Raw genomic sequence first — 23,863 nt, 5'->3', positions numbered from 1 at the left:
CTTATCTTGACTACCCGAGCCGAAGCAATAAGACTGCTTGAAGAATCAGGCTGTGCCCCGAATGTAATCGAACACTGCAAGGAGGTTTCCTCACTGGCAGTCGAGATCGCAGAAAAGGCGAGAGCAGCAGGACAGAGTGTGAATCTGGAGCTTGTAGAAGTAGGGGCTCTGTTACACGATTCTGGAAGGTGCCGGACACATGAGATTGCTCATGCAGTTGAAGGATTCAAGCTGGCTATAAGCAGAGGAGTCGAACCTGAAGTTGCCGAGATAATAAAAAGGCATATAGGCGCAGGGGTCTCAAAAGAAGAAGCAAAGGGATTAGGACTTCCAGAAGATGATTATTTTCCCAGGACTCTGGAGGAAAAGATCGTTGCTCATGCCGACAACCTTGTAAAAGGAACGAACAGGATAACGATACAGGACAGAGTAAAACTCATGCGTAAAAAAAACGTATCCGAACACGTAATTCAGAGAGTAAAGAAACTAGCTGAAGAAGTGGAAGAACGTTCAAGCTAACTCCGGTTTTTCTGTAATAAGAATAATAGGACGTTTGGCAAAGATATTCAATAAAGATATTCAGTAAAGATATTCAGTAAAGATATTCAATAAAGACATTTAGTATATAGAAAAACCGAAAAATTATTTTATCATATAATCCTCCGTTTTTAAATGCAAACGCATTTAGAAAAAAGGAGGAAAACTTATATATAGCGATATTAATAATGAGATAATGGATTGCTAAATCCTGCGATTTAAGCTAAAAATGCTCACCTCAACTAAAACATTTTTTTTAGCGACATTTTCTCATTTTCAGCTTATCATGAGGGTATGTTTATGGATAATGACAAATATCTAAAGGGCACAACTACCGTAGGGGTAGTTTGTACCGACGGAATTGTGCTCGCAAGTGAACAGCGGGCCACAATGGGGCATTTCATCGCAAGCAAAACTGCAAAGAAAGTCTACCAGATCGATGACCTGGTGGGAATGACCACTGCCGGCTCGGTAGGGGACGCTCAGCAGCTTGTGCGATTGGTAAGTGTGGAGTCACAACTCTACAAAATGCGCAGGAACGAATCCATGACAATCAAAGGCATTGCCACTTTGATGTCGAACTTCTTGAATGCTAACCGCTACTACCCTATGATGGTCCAGCTCCTTATCGGAGGGGTTGACAAAAACGGACCTGCAATCTACTCACTGGACCCATTGGGAGGAAGTATTGAAGAAACAAGGATCTCGTCAACAGGTTCAGGTTCTCCCATGGCTTACGGAGTACTGGAAGACCAGTACAGGGAGGATATGGCTGTGAAAGAAGGTCTTGATCTTGCGATTCGGGCAATTCACAATGCAACGAAAAGAGACTCAGCTTCCGGAGAAAATATCGATGTAGTCGTAATTACAAAGGAGGCATTCAAAAGGCTGGATCCTGAAGAAGTAAAATCCAGAAGGGCTTCATTAAACTAATAATTTAACTGTTGGTTTTTTATTCCAATATACAAACTAACACCTTTTTCAAATATTATTTTTTCAACATCCAGATACTTTTTGATTTTTTGACAAAAAGGAAGATTCTTAATGCCTATTGAAGATGTGCTATTAGACCTCAAACATAAAATTGAGAAAAATCTACCCGCAGGAGTTACCATTACCGACGTTGAATTTGAAGGGCCTCAGCTTGTTCTATACACTGAAGAACCTCGTAAATTCGCAGACGACGGGAATATTATTCGCAACCTAGCAAAAGAACTCAGGACACGGATTGCCATGCGTCCTGATCCCAGGGTGCTTGCAACTCCTGAAGATTCTATTTCTATAATTGAAGAAGTTGTTCCAAAAGAATCCGTAATCTCGAGCTACTATTTTGACCCCGATTCCGGAGAAGTAATCATCGAAGCCGAAAAGCCAGGGCTTGTAATAGGAAAGCATGGCGCAACCCTGAGAGAGATTACAAAACAGATCGGCTGGATTCCCAAAGTTGTCCGGACTCCTCCTATTAAGTCCCGTACAGTGAAAAATATCAGGGAGTTCATGAGGAACAACCTCAAAGAAAGAAAAGAAATCCTTAAAACCGTGGGGAGGAAAATTCACAGGGAGTGTACATCAAAAGACCAGTGGGTAAGGGTTACAGCCCTTGGGGGATGTAAAGAAGTAGGTCGAAGCTGTTTTTTGCTTTCTACTCCTGAATCCAGAATTCTGATTGACTGCGGAGTTAATGTGGGCTCTGACGAGAACATGACTCCTTTCCTCTATGTTCCTGAAGTTTTTCCATTAAACCAGATAGATGCCGTTATAGTTACTCATGCGCACCTGGATCATCAGGGACTTGTACCCCTGCTTTTCAAGTACGGGTATGAAGGGCCTGTCTACTGTACACCTCCCACAAGAGACCTCATGGTGCTACTCCAGCTCGACTACATTGATGTGGCAGCTAAGGAAGGGAAGAAGATCCCCTACGAATCAGGGATGGTAGCAAAGACCCTCAAACACACCATACCTCTCGACTATGAGGAAGTAACGGATATTGCCCCTGATATTAAACTGACTTTCCACAATGCAGGTCATATCCTGGGCTCGGCGATTTCTCACTTCCATGTAGGAGACGGTCTCCATAACGTAGTCTTTACAGGAGACTACAAATATGAGAAAACCAGGCTTTTTGATCCTGCAGTCAACAAGTTCCCCAGGGTTGAGACAGTTATCAGTGAAGCTACTTATGGGAATTCTAACGCCTTCCAGCCTGCACTTAAGGACGCTGAAAAGCACCTGCAGATGGTGGTAAAGAATACTGTTGAGCGCGGAGGAATTGCACTAATCCCTGCTTTTGCTGTGGGCAGAAGCCAGGAAGTTATGATCGTGCTCGAGGAGTCCATAAGAAAAGGGCTTATCCCTGAAGTCCCTGTCTACCTTGACGGAATGATCTGGGAAGCTACTGCAATCCATGCAACTCATCCCGAGTATCTTAACAATGATTTAAGGAAACTGATCTTCCAGAAAGGCCAGAACCCCTTCCTTTCAGAATGTTTCAAACCGGTTGACTCCCATGATGCACGCCAGAAGATACTTCAGAACCCACATCCCTGTGTGATTCTTTCAACTTCGGGCATGATGAATGGAGGGCCTATTATGGACTATTTCAGGACTTTTGCCGGAGATCCCCGCAATACTCTTGTATTTGTAGGTTACCAGGCTGACGGAACTGTTGGGCGCAGGATCCAGAAGGGATGGAAAGAAATCCCCATGACAGGAAAGAGCGGAAACACCGAAATTCTGAAAATGAACATGGAAGTGCAAGTTGTGGACGGCTTCTCAGGCCACTCTGACAGGAGGCAACTTATGGAGTATGTCAAGAGAATGCAGCCCCGTCCGGAAAGAGTATTCACCGAACACGGAGACGAGAAAGCCTGTGTGGACCTGGCAAGTTCTATTTACAAGAAACTTAAGATTGAGACACGTGCTCTTACAAACCTCGAAACCGTAAGGCTACTGTGACCCCCCAGGGGCCACAATCTTTTTTAAGAAATATTTTTTTTGCAATGATAAGAAGATGGTTGATAAATTAACGGTAAAATAAGACTTTTACAGGACTTTTATATTGCCTTTAAACGGTATTTATGTACTTTTAGAGGAATTTTATTACCGGTGACCCGGAGCGCAAATTCAAGGCTGAGAAGATTACCCAAGGCTGAGAAGATGTTCCATCAACTTTCTATGGTCTCCCACCACAAGATCCGCTCTATCGAGTTCTGAAGGCTCTACATATGTGGGAACGCCTATACAGTAAATATCAGCCTTTTTTGCAGCTTCCACGCCCAGGACGGCGTTCTCGATTACGAGACATTCTTTTTTCCCGACCTTAAGAAGCTCAACTGCCTTCAGGAAAGGATCCGGATGTGGCTTCGAGTTAAGGACATCATCCCCTGTGACTACAGTATCGAATACGTCGGGAAAAAGCTGGTCAAGAATCCCGTTAACGATAAAGCGGTCCGAACCTGAGACTACTGAAAGAAGAAAACGTGATTTAAGCAGTTCGAGGCATTCCTTCATCCCATCGAAAGCTTTCAGTTCGAAAATCCGTTTGAACTCCTGCCTGTAGATTGCGGTGATGGTTTCAAAATCAAAATCTTCGGGCTCTTTTCGGGCTTTTTTGATCAGCAGGGGAAGACCGTTTCTGGGGTTTGAACCCTCAATTGCATAGATATCCTCATCCCGGATTTCCATACCCACATCAAGAAAAGCCTTTTTCCAGGCTGCTGCATGGAAAGGCATGGAGTCTACGAGAACTCCATCCATATCAAAAATTAATGCTTTTAACACGCTTCTGGCTCCTGAACTGAAAGAAATTGGAATTATTTCGAAAGATTTGAAAAAGTTAATGAATAATTTATGACTCTTCCGGAGTGCAATTTAATTACAGAGTTAAGGTAAGGTAATTCAAAGTAAAAACGATTTTGCAGTCTTAAAGCTTTCCCGGCATTCTCTTTGAAACAGTTCAACAATTAAAATTCAGTGAAACAGGTAAAAATTATTATAAGTAAATATTAAAAAGATTTTAAATATCATATTTTTCCTGTATAAAAAGAAACAGATTATTCAGAACTTATAAACTAAATAAACTAATTAAGAGACTTTGGACGATAACCTGACAGATAATCAAAAAAAACTTAAAAGATTTAACTTAAATTTATATAAACACTTATGTGTAGCTATCTCACACTACTGGAAAAAATAAGCAAGAGCCTTGAAATCTTAGAAAGATACCGAAAAAGTTTTTAAGATGAGAATTCTACTTAAAAGTAATAATATAAACAGTTTCATTAAATTGAAAATATCCCGGTTTGGAAGTCTCAAAGAAAAAGTAGCATAGAGACAACATATCCAATAATTTGAGGAAAGCAGATCAGCAAAATAGCGGGCAAGAAAGAAAATAAAAACTGCCCTGACATGCATAATCATGAAAGCTTTCCTGACAAACGAGACTCCATAAAAAACTTCAGATATTAGTATATAAATATTATGAAAGTTTCCTGCTTTTTCGCCCTGAGTGTTCAGGGACAAGGGCAGAAAAAAGTAAAATATATGAAATTTATGGGTGATATATTTAAACTTCATATACAATTTTAAAAGACTGTTTAAATATGTCCGAAATGTTTAAGATGAGTAGAGTACCAACGTATTAAAGATAACGGATGAAAATCTTTTACCGGGTTTTTACAGGTTATCCCCAATTTAACTTGAATATAAATAGAAATTTGCCCCCCGATATAGAGGGTGGGGAGTCAAAGGAAAAAATAAAAATAGTGCAATAAACGAAATCCACCGAGGGGATAAATTGCAATCTATAGTACAGGAAGCAATGAAATTCAGCGAAAAAGAGAAGGAATACCGAAAAAATTCCTCTTCCGATGAAGACATTGAAGAATTCGGGCAGCCGAGAATTATGATTGTCGGATGCGGGGGCGCAGGAAACAATACTGTAAACCGGCTCTACAACATAGGAATCGAGGGCGCAGAAACAGTTTGTATTAACACCGACAAACAGCACCTTGACAATGTAAGGGCTGACAAGAAAATCCTTGTAGGAAAAACCCTTACAAGAGGCCTGGGAGCAGGTGGCTATCCTGAAACAGGAAAAAAGGCCGCAGAACTTGCAAGAGGCACTCTTGAAGAAGTTTTAAAGGATGTTGACCTTGTTTTCATTACAGCAGGCCTCGGAGGAGGCACGGGAACAGGAGTTGCACCCGTAGTCGCCGAAGTTGCAAAAGAACAGGGAGCAATCGTCGTAGGAATGGTTTCTAGCCCCTTCAGGGTCGAAAGAGCCCGCATATTCAAAGCGGAAGAAGGGCTTGAAGAGCTGCGCAGGGCAGCAGACACAGTAATTGTCCTTGACAATAACAGGTTGCTTAACTACGTACCTAACCTTCCGATTGACCAGGCTTTCTCAGTAATGGACCAGTTAATCGCCGAGACCGTGAAAGGAATAACTGAAACCATCACAGTGCCCTCTCTGATCAACCTTGACTACGCCGATATCAGGACCATTATGAGCTGCGGTGGAGTTGCCGTAATGCTTGTTGGGGAATCCAAGAACCAGGACAAGAGCACGGAAGTCGTGAGAACTGCCCTGAACCACCCCTTGCTTGATGTTGATTATAAAGGTGCAACCGGAAGTCTTGTCCATGTAACAGGCGGGCCTGACCTTAGCCTGAAGGAAGCCGAGGAAATAGCCTCCATGCTTACCTATGAACTTTCCGCAAGTGCCAATGTAATTTGGGGCGCAAGGATCAGGGACGACTATGAAGGTAAAGTCAGGGTAATGGCAATCATGACAGGTGTCCAGTCTGCCCAGATCCTGGGCCCTCAGGCGGGAGCTGGAATCCTGGAGTCCAGAGCCGAGGCTGAGCCTATCCAGGAAAAGAGATTCGGGAGAATACCACCTGCGGACAGGAGAAGAGAGACTGCAGGACCACTCCGAAAAAAACACGAAGAATCGATTATTGATTTCATTAATTAAACCAGACTCAGGCAAAGCCCGGACCCGAGGATCTCCGGGCTCCCCTCAGGTTATTCTCCGGATTTTTCCGGAGAACAATCCGGGACTTATAGGAGGACGCTCCCTCAAGGCAGGAAGCTCGGGTTTTTCCTGAACAGACACTCATTTTTTGAAGTGGTTATCGAACAGATACTCTTTTTTATTAGCGATTCTATCTAAAAAACATGGAGATTTTGATTGCAACAGGGCGGCTTGCGGAAAATACCGTGAGAAAAGCAGCTGGAGAAAAAGCAGACGTCCTTGTAGCAGATACTGATATTGCCGCTTTTATTACCCCGAAAAAGCTAATTAGAGCTTATCAGGAGGCAGGGGTTTCAAAAAAGTATGACCTCATTCTGCTTCCCGGGCTTGTAGCAGGGGACTTCTCAAAGGCATCGGATGAACTGGGCTGCAGAATTCGGCTGGGTTCAAAGCACGCTTATGACCTCAGCTTCGTACTCCATTTTGTAGAGGAGGTCGAGTTTTCCGAAAAAGTTCCGGCATGTGAGCTTCTCGCAGATGTGCGAAAGGAGATGGCTCTTGAGCTTGTCAGGAAAACCGAAGAAGAAGCCATTTCCTTTCTTAACCTCAGAGAAATAAAGCTGGGAGGGAATGCCCGCATGAAAGTCATGGGAGAGATTGTAGGGGCAGCGGAAATGGACCCTGCGGACCTGGAGATAAAAATCGAAGCTTTTATCGCCCGTGGAGCAGATATTATCGACCTCGGAGCTACACTTAACACCCTACCAGGACAGGTCCGGAGAACATTAACCCTTGCAAAAGCCCTCACATGCACCCCCATAAGTATCGATACACTTGACCCTGAGCTGATAAAAGAAGGAATAGAAGCGGGAGCAGACCTTGTTCTGAGCCTTAACGGCACGAACATGGAAACTGCAGGTCCGGCGGTTGCAGAAGCAGGCGTTGCAGCAGTTGTAATTCCTGATGAAGGAAACAGCCTGGAAAGCCTGATAAGAAATATTGAAGCTGCCCGCAGGCTCGGAATTGAAAAAATCATAGCTGACCCTGTCCTTGATCCTGTAGGCCATAATATAACCGAATCCATTGTGCGCTACCATGAATTTCACAGGATGTATCCTGAAGTTCCACTATTCTTCGGAGCTGGCAATGTAACGGAACTCATGGACGTGGACACAATAGGAGTGAATGCCACACTCTGCGGGATAGGAGCAGAAGCAGGGGCAAGTATCCTTTTTACCCCCGAATACAGTGATAAATCCCTGGGCTCCATAAGAGAGCTGAAAAAAGCCTCTGAGATGATGCAGCTTTGCAGGATAAGAGAAAGCTCCCCGAAGGACCTTGGCATTGACCTTCTCTGCATAAAGGAAAAACGAAGGCGCCCTGACAGCCCCCTCCCTGAAAAAGTAATCATGGCCAGAGCTTCGAAGAACTGGCGTGTAGACCCTGCAGGCCCCATTCGCGTCCGGATTGTGCCGGACAAAATAAGCGGAAACGGCGGACTGATCGTAGCTGAACACGAAAAAGCCACTGTTGCAGGAGAGAATGCCAGGGAAGTTATGGACACGCTACTTGAACTTGATCTGGTCTCGCGCCTGGACCATGCTGCATACCTCGGAAGAGAACTGGAAAAAGCCGAACTTGCCCTGCGCTTTAACCGGAGTTATGCCCAGGATGATGTTTTCTGAACACACCGGAAAGCAGGTAACACGGAGATGTGAGAAAATGAAACTCGAAAATGAAGATAAGCAATCAATCTTTGAGATAGTGGCATCCCGCTATTTCACAACACAGGACTGGAAATGGGTAAACCTGAGGAAAGACCTCAATAAAATCATCAAATCCTACGATGAATTGAACGAACAGTATGCTTCTTACTCTTATGTGAGCAGAGACTGGTATGTGGAAAATATGGGGTCAAGGAACATCCATATGTGCAATACCTGGGACGAGCTTAAGAACCTGGTTGCTTTCCTTAATATCCACGGGAAGACGTTTAATTTCCTTGTGAATACGGGAAACAGGAAGTCCTTCTGTATTGTGAGTGACTCAAGAGACCTGAATGAAGCCCAGGCGCATGCAATCAAAGAAGTACAGAAACTGGGGTATAACACTTTTGTGTTCCTTGCTACAATCCCTGATGAGATCGAATTCCAGCTGCTTCAGGTAAGGGGAGTTAACTGAACTCTCCCTGCCGAAAAAACCGCTGCTTTAAAAACAGACATATTTTCCTACATATCCTTCCTTACATATTCTTCCTTTACATAGGGTCTCTTTTTCTCTTATTTAGAAAATGGGTTTACAAAATAAATTAAAATTTTAAAAAATAGCTGAATTCACATTCAGAGAAATTGTTTTTGATTAAAGGCAGAAAACTCTTCCGGAATACCGTATAAAACCGAAAGGTTTTTACTGTATTATTATCAAATAGGAAACTGTATTCCTTTTTGGCTATTCGATACATAAATAACCATCGTGTACGAACAGCCTGTAGTGTGTGAAAAAAATTGTGTGTAAATAATCTCGTGTGTGAATAACTTAACGTAGTGTGAACAAGAGGCTTGCCTATGGGACAGAAAGGAATGAAGAGCTGATGCTATGCTATTTTTGTTCCTGGCATTTATCCCTGGTACGCAATAGGGCTTAAGCTGTGGATAATAAATTCATGAGCCATCAACCCTCATGAGCCATCAAACCGGAAAACTTGAGATCTGGAAGAAAGGGCACATTCTTCAGATAATCAAAAAAGCAGTAAGAAACACAGGAAATAAACAACCTGCCATAGATTAAGCAAAAGAAATACTGGAAAGTAAGTAAAAGAAATACTGGAAAGTAAGCAAGAGAAACACTGAAAGGAAGACCAGAGTAAACAAAGCTAAAAATAAAAAAATAAAAAAAAGGGAAAAATTAAATCATATAAACAAGGGTGCAAACACAACAGCCACTATGCTCATGAGCTTAATGAGGATGTTGATTGCAGGACCTGCCGTATCCTTGAAAGGATCACCTACAGTATCACCGGTTACACCTGCTTTGTGGGCATTAGAACCTTTTCCACCGAAGTTTCCGAGTTCAATGTATTTCTTTGCATTGTCCCACGAACCTCCTGCATTAGACATTGTGATTGCAAGCATGAAACCTGAAACAACAGAGCCTGCAAGGAGTCCGCCAAGAGCACCGGGGCCAAGCACAAGCCCGACTAGAAGGGGTGCAACAACAGCAAGGATTCCGGGTGGAATCATCTCTTTAAGAGCAGAGTGTGTTGAGATTGCAATACATTTGGTGTAATCCGGATCAGCTGTGCCTTCCATCAAACCTGCAATTTCTTTAAACTGTCTCCTCACTTCAACAACCACTTCACCTGCTGCATTTCCGACAGCCAGGATGGTCATTGATGAGAAGAGGTAAGGAAGCATTGCACCTATTGTAAGCCCGATGAAGACGTTAGGATTCATAACATCAATAGCATCGAGACCGACTGCAATACCATATGAAGCGAAGAGGGCAAGTGCAGTAAGAGCTGCTGACCCGATTGCGAAACCTTTACCCATAGCTGCCGTAGTGTTTCCTACTGCATCAAGCGTATCGGTAATCTGGCGCACCTCTTTCTTCTGGTGGGACATCTCTGCAATACCTCCTGCGTTGTCAGCTACAGGGCCGTAAGCATCGACTGAGAGGGAGATCCCGAGCGTTGCAAGCATTCCGACAGCTGCAATAGCTATACCATAGAGACCAGCGAGCTGGAACGAAATATAGATTGCAATACTGATAATAATAACAGGCCAGAGAGTTGACTCCATTCCTTTTGCAAAACCTGTGATGATATTTGTAGCTGAGCCTGTCTGGCAGGAATGTGCAACACTGAGAGTCGGCTTTTTATCATATGATGTATAGTGCTCCGTTATCTGCCCGATGAGGAAACCTGCAACAAGCCCTGCAACGGTTGCAAAGAATACATTCAACCCGTACTCTCCAAGGAGCTGGCCTGTAACGAAATATGAAGCAATGACAGTAAGAACGATTGCAACAATCAGCCCCATATTAAATGCCATGTGGATTGCTGAAGATTCGGTCTTGTTTGTACGGACAAAAAAAGTACCGATAATAGATGCAAGAACTCCAACAGCTGAAATAATCAGTGGAACCAGAACAACATTCTGAACTGGAATGCCAGGGAAAGTCGTTGCTGCTGTTGACGCTGCAAGAAGCATTGTTGCAACAATTGAACCTACATATGATTCATAAAGGTCAGCTCCCATTCCGGCAATATCTCCGACGTTGTCTCCGACGTTGTCAGCAATTACAGCAGGGTTTCTCGGGTCGTCTTCCGGAATCCCGGCTTCGACCTTGCCTACAAGGTCGGCACCGACATCAGCAGCTTTTGTGAATATCCCGCCGCCTACACGCGCAAAGAGGGCGATAGATGAAGCTCCGAGTGAAAAACCTGCAACGATGTTTACGGTAGTGAGCAGGTCCAGGTCTGTAAAGGTACTTCCAAGAATTATAAATGCCATGGACAGTCCAAAGAGACCGAGGCCTACGACACTCATTCCCATTACGGTACCGGATGCAAATGAGACCTTAAAAGCCGGACCAATACCTCGAGTGGCAGCATGTGTGGTCCGTCCATTTGCAATAGTAGCCGTAAGCATCCCTGCATATCCAGCTGTTGCGGAAAGCACTGCACCAAGAACAAAACATGCCGCGGTTAGAACTCCGTTTGGCAGAATTAACGCAATTACGATTGCAAGGAAAACAACAAAAACAGCGATCGCACGGTATTGCCTATTAAGATAGACCATAGCTCCACCGTGAATTGACGCAGTAATTTTCTTAATAAGATCATTACCCTCGCCTTCATCTCGGACGTTTTTGTAGGATATACCTGCAAAAATCAGACCAATAAGGGCACATATTGGTGCAAGGTAGATTAACATATCCATAATTTCAACCATCCTACCGGAAAACACATCAAAAGCACTTTAAGACAGTAATCTTCCAAAGTACTTTTTGTGATAATAAATGAGTCTTTGTATATAAATTAATACTCGGTTTTCCATTGAAAATCCGAAGGAACTGGGAATTTCAGCTCCTACACAACAAAAAATTTTCATTGCGGATAGACACGTTGCTACAATCTTATATAAATCTACTCAACAGTTATATTCTGCCTGTCCCATAGACTGATATAGACTGGTACTTCGCCTTCTTTTTTTGTTATAGATTTGTTTTTTAGATAGCTCCTGTGATTTAAACGACTTTTGCTGGTTGAATGCTTGTATTATTCAGGCGATTCATCCTGATTAGACAGCTCTTACTGATGCATGAGACCTTTAAAGGTTGAACGGCCCCTGATCATGTCTGGTCCCTGCCCAATTCCCTCAAGGCAAAAAACCAGGGTCCCCTCTCTCAATGATGGAGGAATACGGCAACTTATTACCTTGTTAATAGAATAAATAAATATCTAATGGCGAGCAGAATGAAAAAACAGTCTGTTCATTCTCATTTCCATTCTTGTCTACTATCTGTTTACAGAATCAGAGACAAAACTGAGAGTGTCGAAAGAAGTACCGGAAAGAACACGGGACAATAATCAAAGGTATTTCCGGAGACCATATTGAGTAAAGTCTTAGTCCGACCTTCTTTTTGCCTTCAAATACACTCCATATACTGGAGATTCGAGTTCTGTTTATCACTATTTAGGGAAGAAAAATTGTCGTATTGTAAGGAGCAAATAAACCTTCCATAAGGCAAAATGGCACAAAAGTTTATATAAAAAATAACTATTTACGCTTTCGTCAAAAATGAGGCTTTGACAATTAAAGATTATACTTGAAAGTAATACTAAATTGATACTTAAAATCATGATAAATTTCAAAGAAATACATGTATGAATGTATTAAGGTAGATGAAAGGTAAATAATGAGAGGGAAATCGACGCTAAAGGATAGGAAGTCTTGAAGGGATTATAAAAATATGTTAATGTGAACGGGTATCAAAACCAAAGGATAGGAAATTTATGGAAGGTTTAATATTTATTGCTCCTTTAGCAGGCATTATAAGTCTGGTCTTCGCTGCTTTTTTCGCAAAAAGCATCCTGAAGGAAGATACCGGCAATGAGAAAATGCAGGAAATAGCCGGAGCGATTCAGGAAGGGGCCATGGCTTATCTAAATCGTCAGTACAAAACGATTGCAATAGTTTCAATCATTCTTTCGTTCCTGATTCTCGTTTTGCTTGATAATGGGCTGAAAATCGCCATCGGGTTCCTTGCAGGGGCCATAAGTTCGGCTGCTGCCGGTTATATAGGGATGAGCGTTTCAGTCAGGGCAAACGTCCGGACCGCTCATGCTGCATCAAGCGGGCTTGAGAAAGCCATGTCAGTTGCATTCCGCGGGGGGGCTGTGACAGGACTTGCAGTGGTAGGGCTTGCACTGCTCGGGACAAGTGGCTTTTACATCCTGTATGGGGATGTTGACCTGGTTGTAGGATTTGGTTTCGGAGCTAGCCTTATCAGCCTCTTTGCCAGGGTTGGCGGAGGAATCTTTACAAAAGCTGCTGATGTCGGTGCCGACCTTGTAGGTAAGATAGAAGCCGGAATTCCCGAAGATGACCCCAGGAACGCAGGAGTTATTGCTGACAATGTAGGTGACAATGTGGGAGATTGTGCAGGTATGGGGGCAGACCTCTTTGAGACATATGTGGTTACTTCTCTGGCTGCCATGCTCCTCGGTTCCCTCATTACCGGCACTTACGAAAATGCTATACTCTATCCGCTGATACTTGGTTCTGTCGCAATTTTTGCATCAATTATATCTGTCTTCTTTGTGAAAATAGGAAAAGAAGGGAAGATTATGCAGGCTCTCTACAAAGGTGTAGGTGGCTCTGCAATTATCAGTTTGATTGCTTTCTATTTCGTAACCGATTCCCTTATGGGAGATATAAGGCTTTTTTATGCTACTCTCGTAGGTATCATTATCACAGTGCTTATGGTGATGATTACGGAATATTATACTTCTACAAGCTACAGACCGGTAAAGACAATTGCATCCTCTTCAGAAACAGGGGCTGCAACCAATATTATTTCAGGATTATCAATAGGTTTTGAAAGCACGCTCGTACCTACCGTAATAATTGTGGTAGGCATACTAACTTCATACTTTATTGTAGGGGGAGCTGCAGACGCCGGGATAGGGCTTTACGGAATTGCCATTGCAGCCGTTGCAATGCTCTCAACCACAGGCATGATAATTGCTCTGGACTCTTACGGCCCCATTACAGACAATGCAGGAGGAATTGCCCAGATGGCAAATCTTCCGGCTCAGGTCAGAAAAGTTACGGATGCCCTTGATGCAGTGGGGAATACTACAAAGGCTGTTACCAAGGGATACGCCATAGGTTCGGCAGCTCTGGGTGCACTCGCCCTATTTGCACACTACCGCAGCAAGGTAAACCTTCAGGGGCAGTCCCTGAACCTCGATGATCCGGTGGTGCTCGCAGGGCTTCTTCTCGGAGCCCTCCTGCCTTTCGTGTTCAGTGCAGTTACAATGAGTGCAGTAGGAAAAGCTGCTTTTGAAGTCGTAAATGAAGTCCGCAGGCAGTTCAGAGAGATCCCTGGCATTATGGAAGGGACCGCAAAGCCGGAATACGGGCGCTGTGTTGACATCGTGACAAAAGCAGCCCTCCATGAGATGGCAATGCCCGGCTTCCTTGCAGTAATCGTGCCTCTGCTTGTAGGGTTCATCCTTGGCCCGAAAGCACTTGCAGGATTTCTCATCGGACTTATTATAGTCGGGTTTATGCTCGCCCTCATGATGGATAATGGAGGAGGAGCCTGGGACAATGCAAAAAAACTGATTGAAGATGGAAATTACGGCGGAAGAGGCTCAGAAGCTCATAAAGCTGCAGTCGTCGGGGATACTGTAGGCGACCCTTTCAAAGACACTGCTGGACCTGCCCTTAACGCCCTGATTAAAGTTGTGAACATGGTGGCAATTCTCTTCTCATCCCTTATAATTCACAGCGGCCTATTTTAAGGAAAAAGAAGGATCCGGAATCCCTTAAACCGGGATTCATCCCCCAATTTCACATATTACTTTTTTATGATGTATTATCATTTATATTATATTAATTAATATTTACCGGTTTTCAGTTCTGTTTTCTACATCTCTAGGGCTTGTCTGTGCTTTGAGGCTGTTATCATAGAATACTCAACTTTTATAGCATACTCAACTTTTACATAACTACTTAATTTCAATAAGTAGAATCCGGGATTAATTTTACTTTTATTCCATAAGTTTCCTGCAAAAATTATCAGTTTCATACAATTTTATGTTTGTTATTTTATAGTCAAATAGTGACCCTCCAAGAATTTTACATTTATAAGTAATTTGCTTCTTACAAAACAGAATTAATTTGTTTTGAGATTAAAACATTCATAAGGCATTTTATAAAGAAACGAATAACGAAAAAAGGAAATAATGAGACTTTAATGAGTACGGAACAGAAAGATAAAAATAGAAAAGATAATAAGCAAGTAATTTCATTGTTCTTAAATAGGAAAAATTAATTGTAGTAAAATTCGCTGAAAGTTTAGACTTAATAGATAGTTCTTGACTAAAATAATCCGAGGGTTAGATTACCAGGTAAAGAGCCTTATTATAACCCCATATCACAATGCATAACAAGAAACAAATTACTGAATCACTGCAACATAGTAAAAACCGAAAAAGTCAGGAAGCCCCCGCTGAAAAATCCGCTGAAGCAACAGAAAAAATTTGATCTGGCATAAATAGACAAAAAAGGAAGAAATAGATAAAAAAATGCTGGATAATTAGAAGTAGTGTGAGCGGGTTGGGGAGTGGGGGGTCATATGGGGAGTGGGGGGTATGGTATGTGAAAAAAGTTTCCCGCTCACATTACTCACAATAACACCTATTCAAATTAATTATATAAATAGCTATGCATTTCATTCCAGTCTAATATAATATCAAAAATATCATGCCAGAACACTATTTTGAATTCTACGTTTTGCATATATATTTTGTGCCTGTCCAAGAGAAAAACCCGCAGGACATTCAAAAAGAGGTAACACACTCTAAGTAACAGGCTCTGAAAGAACACCACAATAAGAAACTTATACGAGATTGCGGGTTTTTAGTTTTATGAACCCTGACAGGCGTTTAATTTATGTTGCAGTTTTTGCAATTATGGGGCTCTCCAATGCTGTAATACCTATCCTTCCGGAACTTGCAGCCCATTACCACAGTACGTATGGGGAACTCGCATCAAGCCTGCTCTTTTCAGGGTACTTTCTGGGAGCCCTTGCAACAATGCTCCCGTTCGGGATTCTGGCTGATAGGTTCGGAAATTTCAGATTCATAGGACTTGGTATTGTCCTTACAGTCATTTCAGGGCTGATTATCCTTTTCTCCGAAAACCTCTGGGCTCTTTTAATTGCCAGGTTTGTTGAAGGTTCTGCCTGCGGAGCTTTTTTTCCCGCAGCATTTTCTACACTTTCAAAGTGCAAAGACCCCGGACGCCGCATGGGAGAATTTACCTTTCTTTTCAATGCAGGACTGGCTGCAGGAGCTCTATTCTCAGGGTTACTGGCAGAAATATTCCTCAAAGGCGCTGTCCTTATTTTCACTTTTTTATCTCTGCTTTCGGTTATCCCTCTTCTTCCCAGCTATAAGGAGCTTATTAATCCAAAAGAAACAGGTGAGAAATCGGGTTTGCTGTCAGGCCCGAGCTCTCATAAAAATTATTTCAAACATTCTTTTAGGGAAGTTGCAGGGCTCCTTAACCGTCACAATTCAGTGATATGGCTGAGTTCTTTCATTCTTAACGGAGCTATCGGGGTTCTCATAGCCTACTATCCGGACTATAGTCTTGGAGTTTTAACAAAAGCCCAGCTTGGAAGCGCTATTGCAAGCCTCTATATCTGCGCCATGGTCACTTCTCTTCTGGTTGGGCGTTTTGTCGTAAAGGAAAAAACCGTAATCTGGATAGGATTGGTTTTTTCTGCCCTTGGGGCCTTTTTTGCTATCAATCACCCCTTCCTGGGCTTCTCAAGCCTTGGAGGCGGATCAGGAGTTGCAATGGTAGGTTTTGCCCTTGCTGTTGCAAGAATGGATGCAGACAGAGGTCTTGCCATGGGACTCTTTAACACAACCATATATGCAGGACTTTCTCTGCTTCCGATTGCTGCAGGGCTCCTTACAGAGGTCCTGACTTTTGAGAAGTTATTTATCGCAAACGGATGTATTCTCGCAGGAACTCTTCTATTGAAAGACTGAAAAACAGGACCCAGAGCAAATAAGAGTTGGCACAAGCAAGGATTCAAGTAAAAAAGATATCAAGTAAAAAAATAAAGACATCAGTAAAAAAAGAAAAAATTCATAATAAGGATCCGAAAGAATTCGGTCCCAGGAAAATCAGAAAATAGGAAGCCTGCTAAAAAATCAAATTGCGGAAAAAATCGATTGCAAAAATTAAATAATCGATTACAGAAGACCGAATTACTGGCAAAAATATACAACCGAAAAACTCATGAACTCGAAAAAACTCATACTTTACTCTTCAGTCTTTGCTATTCAGGGTCTTTCAAATGCAGCAATCCCTGTCCTTCCTGAGCTTGCAGGAGAGGGAAACGCAAGCCCTGCCATCTCAAGCTTGCTTTATTCCGGATATTTTATAGGAGCCCTGCTCACTCTGCTCCCTTTCGGGATCCTTGCGGACAGGATAGGAAACCTGAAAGTAGCAGGGCTGGGAATCACACTTACTGTTATTTCAGGACTTTTTATTTCCTTTTCCGATGACCTGTGGGTTCTTGGCATCTCACGCTTCGTAGAAGGCCTGGGCTGCGGGGCTTTTTTTCCTGCTGCTTTTTCCATGCTTTCGGAATGGAAAGACCGCCAGCAAAGCCTTGGAGAATTTAATTTCCTGTTAAATGCCGGACTGGCTGCAGGAGTTTTTTTTTCAGGTATGCTTGCAGAACTGGGGATCAAGACTGCAATAAGCATCTTTACTTTACTTGCAGGCTTTTCTTTTGCCCTCTTTCTTCGGGAAGCCTGGAAATTGATGTATTCGGATAACTCTGGCAGGAAAAAGGAAAAATCCGGCGCCTCAGATATTAGAGACTCTTCAGGAGAGGAATCTGAAGACCAGGTGACTCTCAAACCCGGCGAGTATCTGGAAAAATCCGGAAAAGCCTTTTTTGAAAGCGGCTTCTGGAAACTTTGGGGAATCTCAGTTCTCCTCTACGGAGCCACAGGCCTGTTGACTTCAAATTACGCGGACTACAGTGCAGGCTTCCTAACAAAACCGGAGCTGGGTCTTGCAATTTCTGCCTCATACGTGGCTGCAATGTTAAGCTCCCTTGCTGCAGGAAGGACCAGGGCGGATTATAAAAGCATAGTAAGAGCAGGAGTAATCCTTACAGCTGCAGGGATTCTGCTCTCTGTAAAAGCACCTCTGCTGGCATTCTTCCTTATCGGTGCAGGAGGAGGGGCTGCAGTCATAGGCCTCGTTGCTGCCGTATCCAGAATCAGCTCGAGCGGGGTTGCAATGGGGCTATTTAATACAGGAATTTATGCAGGTCTCGGGCTGATACCGGTTTTTGGAAGTTTATTTATAGAGCCTTTAGGCTATGAAACAGTATTTCTCGGAAGTTCTCTGGCGCTTCTTATGATACTTTTTATAAAAATTGAATAAAAACCTAATACGTTGAGCAGAAGCCAGGAGCAATGAATAAAAAACATACAGAGAGATTAAGTCTTCGGGAAAAATCGCATATGAGCCCCCACACAAGATTTAAAAGGCTCAAAAACCCTATCCTATGAATAACCGCAACTTTTTGAAATCAGGTGATTAATTGAAAGTAAAGTCAAGAGTTCAGCTGAGGAAAAATGCAAAGATTAAGATGCTAAAAGATCTTGAGTCCGCCTTCGGTGAAGAGATGATAGAGCTGGAAAACAAGACTCTCGAAAAGGTTACCCTGGATGAATATTCCCTTATCCTTGTGGAAGGCAGGCCTCTTCTGTTTGAAATAGAGGGGCATCTTTTCCCTACGGTCCGCGGAGCTCTTGAGATGGGGCTGCAAAAACGTCTTGTTATTGTAGACAAAGGAGCAATTCGTTTTGTTTCAAACGGAGCGGACATTATGGCCCCCGGAATCGTGGAAGCTGACCATGAAATAAAAGAAGGGGACTTTGTGATTGTAGTAGAAGAAACTCACAGAAAACCTCTTGCAATAGGAAAAGCCCTTATGGAGGGGCAACAGATGGTTGATGCAGATTCGGGAAAAGCCATAAAGTCAATATCCCATGTAGGGGATAAAATCTGGAATTTTGAGTTATAAGAGTACTAAGAATGCCTGTAGAGCGGTACTCTGTTCAGGAATGAATTGTTCTGCAGTAAACGGAAAAACTTCTGAACAGAAGCTGGAAACCAGTGTGGCTTTATAATAGCAAAATTAATTAATATAGATTCCAATATAGGACAGTACTATCCAAATTTAAAAAAATACAAAAGGCGTGCATAAATGGCAAAACTCATAGACAAAATCCTTGGCGGCAGTGTAAAAAGTTCAACCAGTGCCGAAGATTACACTGAAATAGACCTCAGTAAATATGAAGAAGTCATGGAGGACGAGCCTGCAGAGACTTACGTAAAAATTGCAGAAGTATCAAGCATCAACCAGGTTTCCGCACTCAAGCAGGAAATTTACAACGGAAACATCCTTATGGTTGATATCTCAAACATCAGAGGCGATGACCTGCTAAGGGACAGGGTTTTAAAAGAGCTGAAAGATGTTGTTGTCGATGTCCATGGAGATATTGCAGGCGTCAAAGGAAACACTGTGATTGTAACTCCTACTGGCATTAAAATCGACAGATCAAAGATTATTGGTGGAAAATATTGAATCAGGATTATTTTAAGAATGAAAACTTTGAGACAAGGATCTCCTGCCCTCTGTGTCAGAGCGACCTTGTAATGAAGTGGCAGAGAGATAATATCCCCTACTTCGGTGAGATCATGTACATAACTGCAAGATGCGAGTGCACTTTCCGTTTTGCAGATACTATGATCCTCTCCAGTAAGGAGCCCATGCGCTACGAGCTGTCAGTAGAGAGCCAGGAAGACCTGAATGCAAGAGTCATCCGCTCAACTTCAGGAACAATTCGCATTCCGGAAATGGGGATTGCTGTAGAGCCCGGCACGGTTTCTGATTCGTATATAACGAACATCGAAGGTGTGCTGCAGAGGGTCCAGAATGTCCTTATGACCGCCAGCAAATGGGTGCAGGAGGATGAAGAGAAGTTCGCCCGCAGCCAGGAACTCCTGTGCATGCTCAATGAAGTGATGGAAAGCAAGAGAAAAATTACAGTCATTATTGAAGACCCACTCGGGAACAGCGCAATAATTTCAAAAAAGGCTGTTGCTACAAGTCTCTCAAAAGAAGAGGCTGAGAAGCTAAACACCGGCATGATAGTTTTCGATGTTGATAAATCCGAACTTGAACATGATACTTCGGATAACGTCCAACCCCTCGGAGGAGATTAATTCTTTTTTCCGATTTTTAGTAACAGCGCGGCCAGGATTTCGGGGGATGGACCCCATATAGTTATTTACTTTTATTTCAATAAAGGCAAGCACGTCAAGGGCTGCACATGTATTTTTTCTACTGAAACGGAGCAGCAGGAATATGCCGCACAGAGTGCAAAACCGGAAAAGCCATGAGCAGAGCCTTCCGGATAGGTGACGGGTTGAAAAATACAATGTGCCTGCGGCTAGGGTCGTTACGCCGCCAGGAAGCCCAACCCTTAGTTCTATTATATAAGATAGCAACATCATCCCATTATGAAACAATAATCTCGTAATAAGTAACAGCACCTCTATATGACCTGACATATAACCTGACAACATCCCGTTATAAGGTAATAGATGAAGTCATTATGCTGGATTAACTAGTTTCAGATAGGGTTATCATAAGAATTAACTGAAATCACAATAATACGGTGAAGGTATGGCAGAAAGCGAAAAAGAAGCAGCACTCCCTCCAAAAGAGGAATTCAGTGATTGGTATAATGAACTCCTGTGGATGGCAGAAATAATGGATGTCCGCTACCCTGTAAAGGGACTTTACGTCTGGTACCCCTTCGGTTTTGCCATAAGGAGGAATACCTACAATATCATAAGGGAAATTCTTGACAATAGCGGACACCAGGAAACTCTCTTCCCTCTGCTTATCCCCGAAAATGAGTTCATGAAAGAAGCCGAGCATATCAAAGGCTTTGAGAATGAGGTATACTGGGTTACCCATGGAGGAAAAGACCCTCTTGACATACCCCTTGCTCTCCGTCCCACAAGTGAGACTGCAATATATCCGATGTACAAAATGTGGGTCAGGTCTCATGCAGACTTTCCTCTCAAACTCTATCAGATAGTCAATACCTTCCGGTATGAGACAAAACACACCCGCCCTCTGATAAGACTCAGGGAAATCACTTCCTTTAAAGAAGCCCATACAGTGCACGCCACCTGGGAAGACGCAGAGGCTCAGGTAAAGGAAGCTATTGGGCTATATACCGAGATATACTGCAGGCTGGGAGTCCCTGTGCTCCGCTCAAGGAGACCTGACTGGGATAAGTTCCCTGGCGCAGACTACACCGATGCTATTGATGCCGTGATGCCTGACGGGAAGACACTCCAGATAGGAACTGTCCACCACCTTGGCGACAACTTTGCAAAGACCTTCGATATCAAGTACGAGGCTCCTGACGGCGAACAGCGCTATGCTCACCAGACATGTTACGGGATTTCAGAGAGATGCATTGCAGCCACGATTTCCATCCACGGAGATGACAAAGGGCTCATCCTGCCTCCCGAAATAGCACCTGTACAGGCAGTCATTATACCGATCATATTCAAGAAAGGGGCAGAAGAAGTGCTTGCAGCCTGCAGGGATGTCCAGGAGCGCCTGAAGAAAATAGGTATCAGGGTAGATATCGATGCAAGTGACCTGCGTCCCGGAGCAAAGTATTACAAATGGGAGATGAAAGGCGTACCCCTCAGGATTGAAATCGGTCCCCGAGACCTGGAAAATAGTGTTGCGGTCACTGTCAGGAGAGATACAGGGGAAAAGGAACAGATCCCTCTTTCCGAGATCGAGACCGGAGTTCGCCTGAAATTTGAGGCAATCCAGAAAAGCCTTTATGAAAAAGCTGAGTCTGGACTCGAAAGCCGTATCTTTGACTGCACCGAACTTGATGAAGTAAAGGAAAAGATTCAGAAAGGAGTTGCAACAATCCCCTGGTGCGGCAAAAGAGAGTGCGGACTTGCAATGGAAGACCGGATAGGGGCAGGTATCCTTGGAATTCCCCTCACCCCCAGAGGAAAAGGAAAGGAAAAATGTCCTTCCTGCGGAGAAGAAACAGAGACCCGCGTTTACGTTGCAAGAACATACTGAGCCAGGCAAACATCATTTCATAAATATTAGCAGGAAAATATGGGGCAGCTGCGCCTCATATTTCTGGTTTTTTCTTTTATACGATTTACCTTAAAGAATCCGGGTTTTAAAACATAAGAATAGATGCATAAGATAATCATAAGGATAAATGCATAGAGAAAATCCCTTCAGACGGTCATTTTCTATTTTTTTCAAAAAAAAACTGGCAGCCCTTCCCGGGAAGGTTTATTTTCAGGGCATTAACCTCCACTAACTAACATATTATAACTGCCCGGCTTCAGTACAAAATAGATACATGAAATATCCTTATACCTTTACACAACTGATCTTTATCATATGTTCCTTGTAGACTAATCAACTGGTCCTGGTATTTGGGCAAAAGAAAGTAAAGTTAATTTGAGTATAATTAAAATATAATTGAGTGCCGATAAATATTAAATACTAAGTAGAAGAATTCTTCACTGGACTTCGAGGAAATTTACATCAATTTATCTCAATTTATGCATGGAACTAGCTTATTTATACGAAATCCATTCCGGAAAAAAGTTTGAGAATTATCCACAGACTTATCCGTGACTTATAGACTTATTTACGATATATGGACTTATCTGTGTTAATTTCATAGAGGAGATATGAATGGCCTGGATAGAACCGGAAGTAATGAAAAAGCCTAAAAAACCGATGTTTTTGTGCATACTTTCCAGCACAAAAACAGCACATATACCCAAACTCTCAGCAGCAGGGAAAACAGCTGAACTTACGGACTATACGCCTGCAGGGGATGCGGAACTTATGGAAACAGGAAACATTATCAGTGTACCGGTGCTTCCCATGACTCCTCCTTATGACACCCCAACCCCTGCAATTATGACCCGTTCGGCGCTAAAGCTTACTGACGTTCCCTATCATTTCATAAATTCCGGCTTAATAGTAACGCCGGAGGTCCCGTGTATTGACCTTAAAGCAAGGCCCGGAGAGGATATCCGAAAGTCGATTGCAGTAAGAGACGTGCAGGGCATCTACGAGAGAGCAAAATTCCTTGCCAAGAGGCTCAGAAACCAGGTAGATCAGGTAATTATCGGAGAGAGCATCCCCGGAGGCACAACAACGGCAATGGGAGTTTTAATGGCGCTCGGATATAATGGAAATGTTAGCAGTAGCGCAGATGAAAATCCCCTTGAGCTTAAAAAACAGGTTGTTGAAGAGGGAATGAAAGCCTCAGGTCTTACATTTGGCTGCCTGAAAGACGACCCCATGAAAGCTATTGCCTGTATGGGAGATCCTATGATGCCTGCAGTCGTAGGCCTTGTTGCAGGCTTCCAGGGCACTGAAACCAGTGTTGTCCTTGCCGGTGGGACTCAGATGGCAGCAGTTTACGCCCTGATTAAACACCTGGGCTTCAATACGGAAAAGCTCGCTATCGCAACCACACGCTATGTAGTGGAAGATAAATCCGCAAATTTCATTGAGCTGACCAGAACTCTTGGGGTACCTGTAGTGTACGTTGCAGACCCTGGTTTCGGCAAGTCAAGCCTTAAAGGGCTTCACAGGTATGAGAATGGCACTATAAAAGAAGGTGCAGGTGCAGGCGGAGCCATGTATCTTGCAGGCCTTTTCGGGATTACCCAGGACCAGTTCAGAGCCGAAGTGGAAAATGTCTGTAAACTTCTCAAAGCGGGACACTGAAGAAAGAAAACCAATTTTAAACCGCTTTTTTGCGGAAATTAATGTTTATTCAACAAATGAGTTGATTTTTCCTTTATTTTTTCAAATAACAGACAAAAAATTAAAAACAAAAAAGATAAAATTAAAAAGAGAAAGTAAGAGCCTTTTCAGGCTCATTTTTAAAAGAGCAATTTTTTTCCCGATTCTCTAAAG

The 23,863-nt window shown here is 43.0% G+C and carries 17 protein-coding genes; 14 read left to right on the top strand and 3 right to left on the bottom strand.

Annotated elements, in window-relative coordinates; translation table 11 throughout:
* The first annotated feature begins 6 nt into the window (after positions 1-6).
* The 3 genes from ACZ5A8_RS03785 (at position 7) to ACZ5A8_RS03775 (ending at position 3,495) form a co-directional block, all read left to right on the top strand.
* Positions 7-519 carry a TIGR00295 family protein gene (locus tag ACZ5A8_RS03785; protein ID WP_229392385.1) on the top strand — a complete coding sequence of 171 codons (513 nt, stop codon included), beginning with the start codon at positions 7-9 and terminating at the stop codon, positions 517-519.
* A 318-nt stretch (positions 520-837) separates the two neighbouring features.
* On the top strand, positions 838-1,470 hold the full coding sequence (gene psmB / locus ACZ5A8_RS03780) for an archaeal proteasome endopeptidase complex subunit beta (protein WP_229392384.1): 633 nt from the start codon (positions 838-840) through the stop codon (positions 1,468-1,470).
* Between the two features lie 111 nt (positions 1,471-1,581).
* On the top strand, positions 1,582-3,495 hold the full coding sequence (locus ACZ5A8_RS03775) for a beta-CASP ribonuclease aCPSF1 (RefSeq protein ID WP_464532286.1): 1,914 nt from the start codon (positions 1,582-1,584) through the stop codon (positions 3,493-3,495).
* A gap of 183 nt (positions 3,496-3,678) precedes the next feature.
* Here the strand turns inward: ACZ5A8_RS03775 and ACZ5A8_RS03770 are convergent, their stop codons facing one another.
* On the bottom strand, positions 3,679-4,320 hold the full coding sequence (locus ACZ5A8_RS03770) for an HAD family hydrolase (RefSeq protein WP_464532284.1): 642 nt from the start codon (positions 4,318-4,320) through the stop codon (positions 3,679-3,681).
* 1,015 nt (positions 4,321-5,335) lie between these two features.
* On the opposite strand from ACZ5A8_RS03770, the gene ftsZ reads away from it, so the two are divergent.
* Positions 5,336-6,517 carry a cell division protein FtsZ gene (ftsZ, locus tag ACZ5A8_RS03765; protein ID WP_229392381.1) on the top strand — a complete coding sequence of 394 codons (1,182 nt, stop codon included), beginning with the start codon at positions 5,336-5,338 and terminating at the stop codon, positions 6,515-6,517.
* Positions 6,518-6,524: 7 nt separating this feature from the next.
* Here the strand turns inward: ftsZ and ACZ5A8_RS03760 are convergent, their stop codons facing one another.
* Complete coding sequence (locus ACZ5A8_RS03760; RefSeq protein ID WP_464532283.1) at positions 6,525-6,662, bottom strand: hypothetical protein; 138 nt, start codon at positions 6,660-6,662, stop codon at positions 6,525-6,527.
* 58 nt (positions 6,663-6,720) lie between these two features.
* On the opposite strand from ACZ5A8_RS03760, the gene ACZ5A8_RS03755 reads away from it, so the two are divergent.
* Both ACZ5A8_RS03755 and ACZ5A8_RS03750 read left to right on the top strand, forming a co-directional pair.
* Complete coding sequence (locus ACZ5A8_RS03755) at positions 6,721-8,202, top strand: dihydropteroate synthase-like protein (protein WP_464532281.1); 1,482 nt, start codon at positions 6,721-6,723, stop codon at positions 8,200-8,202.
* Between the two features lie 37 nt (positions 8,203-8,239).
* On the top strand, positions 8,240-8,698 hold the full coding sequence (locus ACZ5A8_RS03750; RefSeq protein ID WP_229392378.1) for a hypothetical protein: 459 nt from the start codon (positions 8,240-8,242) through the stop codon (positions 8,696-8,698).
* A gap of 728 nt (positions 8,699-9,426) precedes the next feature.
* On the opposite strand, the gene ACZ5A8_RS03745 is transcribed toward ACZ5A8_RS03750, so the two are convergent.
* Positions 9,427-11,457: a sodium-translocating pyrophosphatase gene (locus ACZ5A8_RS03745; RefSeq protein WP_464532280.1), complete on the bottom strand. Its 2,031-nt coding sequence runs from the start codon at positions 11,455-11,457 to the stop codon at positions 9,427-9,429.
* 1,076 nt (positions 11,458-12,533) lie between these two features.
* Here ACZ5A8_RS03745 and ACZ5A8_RS03740 point away from each other — a divergent pair.
* From ACZ5A8_RS03740 to cobT, 8 genes are all read left to right on the top strand, one after another.
* A complete protein-coding gene (locus ACZ5A8_RS03740) occupies positions 12,534-14,549 on the top strand; it encodes a sodium-translocating pyrophosphatase (RefSeq protein ID WP_464532279.1) in 2,016 nt (671 codons plus the stop codon).
* 1,128 nt (positions 14,550-15,677) lie between these two features.
* The gene (locus ACZ5A8_RS03735; RefSeq protein WP_464532277.1) at positions 15,678-16,811 is read left to right on the top strand and encodes an MFS transporter; all 1,134 of its coding nucleotides are present in this window, start codon (positions 15,678-15,680) and stop codon (positions 16,809-16,811) included.
* 253 nt (positions 16,812-17,064) lie between these two features.
* A complete protein-coding gene (locus tag ACZ5A8_RS03730) occupies positions 17,065-18,228 on the top strand; it encodes an MFS transporter (RefSeq protein ID WP_464532276.1) in 1,164 nt (387 codons plus the stop codon).
* 160 nt (positions 18,229-18,388) lie between these two features.
* Complete coding sequence (locus tag ACZ5A8_RS03725) at positions 18,389-18,874, top strand: RNA-binding protein (protein WP_229392373.1); 486 nt, start codon at positions 18,389-18,391, stop codon at positions 18,872-18,874.
* Positions 18,875-19,057: 183 nt separating this feature from the next.
* The gene (locus ACZ5A8_RS03720) at positions 19,058-19,438 is read left to right on the top strand and encodes a cell division protein SepF (protein ID WP_229392372.1); all 381 of its coding nucleotides are present in this window, start codon (positions 19,058-19,060) and stop codon (positions 19,436-19,438) included.
* A complete protein-coding gene (locus ACZ5A8_RS03715; protein ID WP_229392371.1) occupies positions 19,435-20,079 on the top strand; it encodes a ZPR1 zinc finger domain-containing protein in 645 nt (214 codons plus the stop codon). Before ACZ5A8_RS03720 ends, ACZ5A8_RS03715 begins: the two co-directional genes overlap by 4 nt.
* A 463-nt stretch (positions 20,080-20,542) precedes the next feature.
* Positions 20,543-21,985, top strand: a complete 1,443-nt coding sequence (proS, locus tag ACZ5A8_RS03710) for a proline--tRNA ligase (RefSeq protein WP_464532274.1) — start codon at positions 20,543-20,545, stop codon at positions 21,983-21,985.
* Between the two features lie 636 nt (positions 21,986-22,621).
* A complete protein-coding gene (gene cobT / locus ACZ5A8_RS03705; RefSeq protein WP_464532273.1) occupies positions 22,622-23,671 on the top strand; it encodes a nicotinate mononucleotide-dependent phosphoribosyltransferase CobT in 1,050 nt (349 codons plus the stop codon).
* Positions 23,672-23,863: the final 192 nt, after the last annotated feature.

It is taken from the genome of Methanosarcina subterranea (assembly GCF_055385895.1).
The sequence above is the reverse complement of the archived record's forward strand: the minus strand, read 5'-3'. Positions and strand labels throughout refer to the sequence as shown.

Bases quoted from the DNA above. Each gene is read 5' to 3' on its own strand.
- ACZ5A8_RS03755 (WP_464532281.1), top strand. From the start codon at position 6,721: ATGGAGATTTTGATTGCAACAGGGCGGCTTGCGGAAAATACCGTGAGA.
- ACZ5A8_RS03720 (WP_229392372.1), top strand. From the start codon at position 19,058: ATGGCAAAACTCATAGACAAAATCCTTGGCGGCAGTGTAAAAAGTTCA.
- ACZ5A8_RS03775 (WP_464532286.1), top strand. From the start codon at position 1,582: ATGCCTATTGAAGATGTGCTATTAGACCTCAAACATAAAATTGAGAAA.
- ACZ5A8_RS03745 (WP_464532280.1), bottom strand. From the start codon at position 11,457: ATGGATATGTTAATCTACCTTGCACCAATATGTGCCCTTATTGGTCTG.
- psmB (WP_229392384.1), top strand. From the start codon at position 838: ATGGATAATGACAAATATCTAAAGGGCACAACTACCGTAGGGGTAGTT.
- ACZ5A8_RS03730 (WP_464532276.1), top strand. From the start codon at position 17,065: ATGAACTCGAAAAAACTCATACTTTACTCTTCAGTCTTTGCTATTCAG.
- ACZ5A8_RS03740 (WP_464532279.1), top strand. From the start codon at position 12,534: ATGGAAGGTTTAATATTTATTGCTCCTTTAGCAGGCATTATAAGTCTG.
- ACZ5A8_RS03735 (WP_464532277.1), top strand. From the start codon at position 15,678: ATGAACCCTGACAGGCGTTTAATTTATGTTGCAGTTTTTGCAATTATG.
- ACZ5A8_RS03750 (WP_229392378.1), top strand. From the start codon at position 8,240: ATGAAACTCGAAAATGAAGATAAGCAATCAATCTTTGAGATAGTGGCA.
- cobT (WP_464532273.1), top strand. From the start codon at position 22,622: ATGGCCTGGATAGAACCGGAAGTAATGAAAAAGCCTAAAAAACCGATG.
- ACZ5A8_RS03760 (WP_464532283.1), bottom strand. From the start codon at position 6,662: ATGAGTGTCTGTTCAGGAAAAACCCGAGCTTCCTGCCTTGAGGGAGCG.
- proS (WP_464532274.1), top strand. From the start codon at position 20,543: ATGGCAGAAAGCGAAAAAGAAGCAGCACTCCCTCCAAAAGAGGAATTC.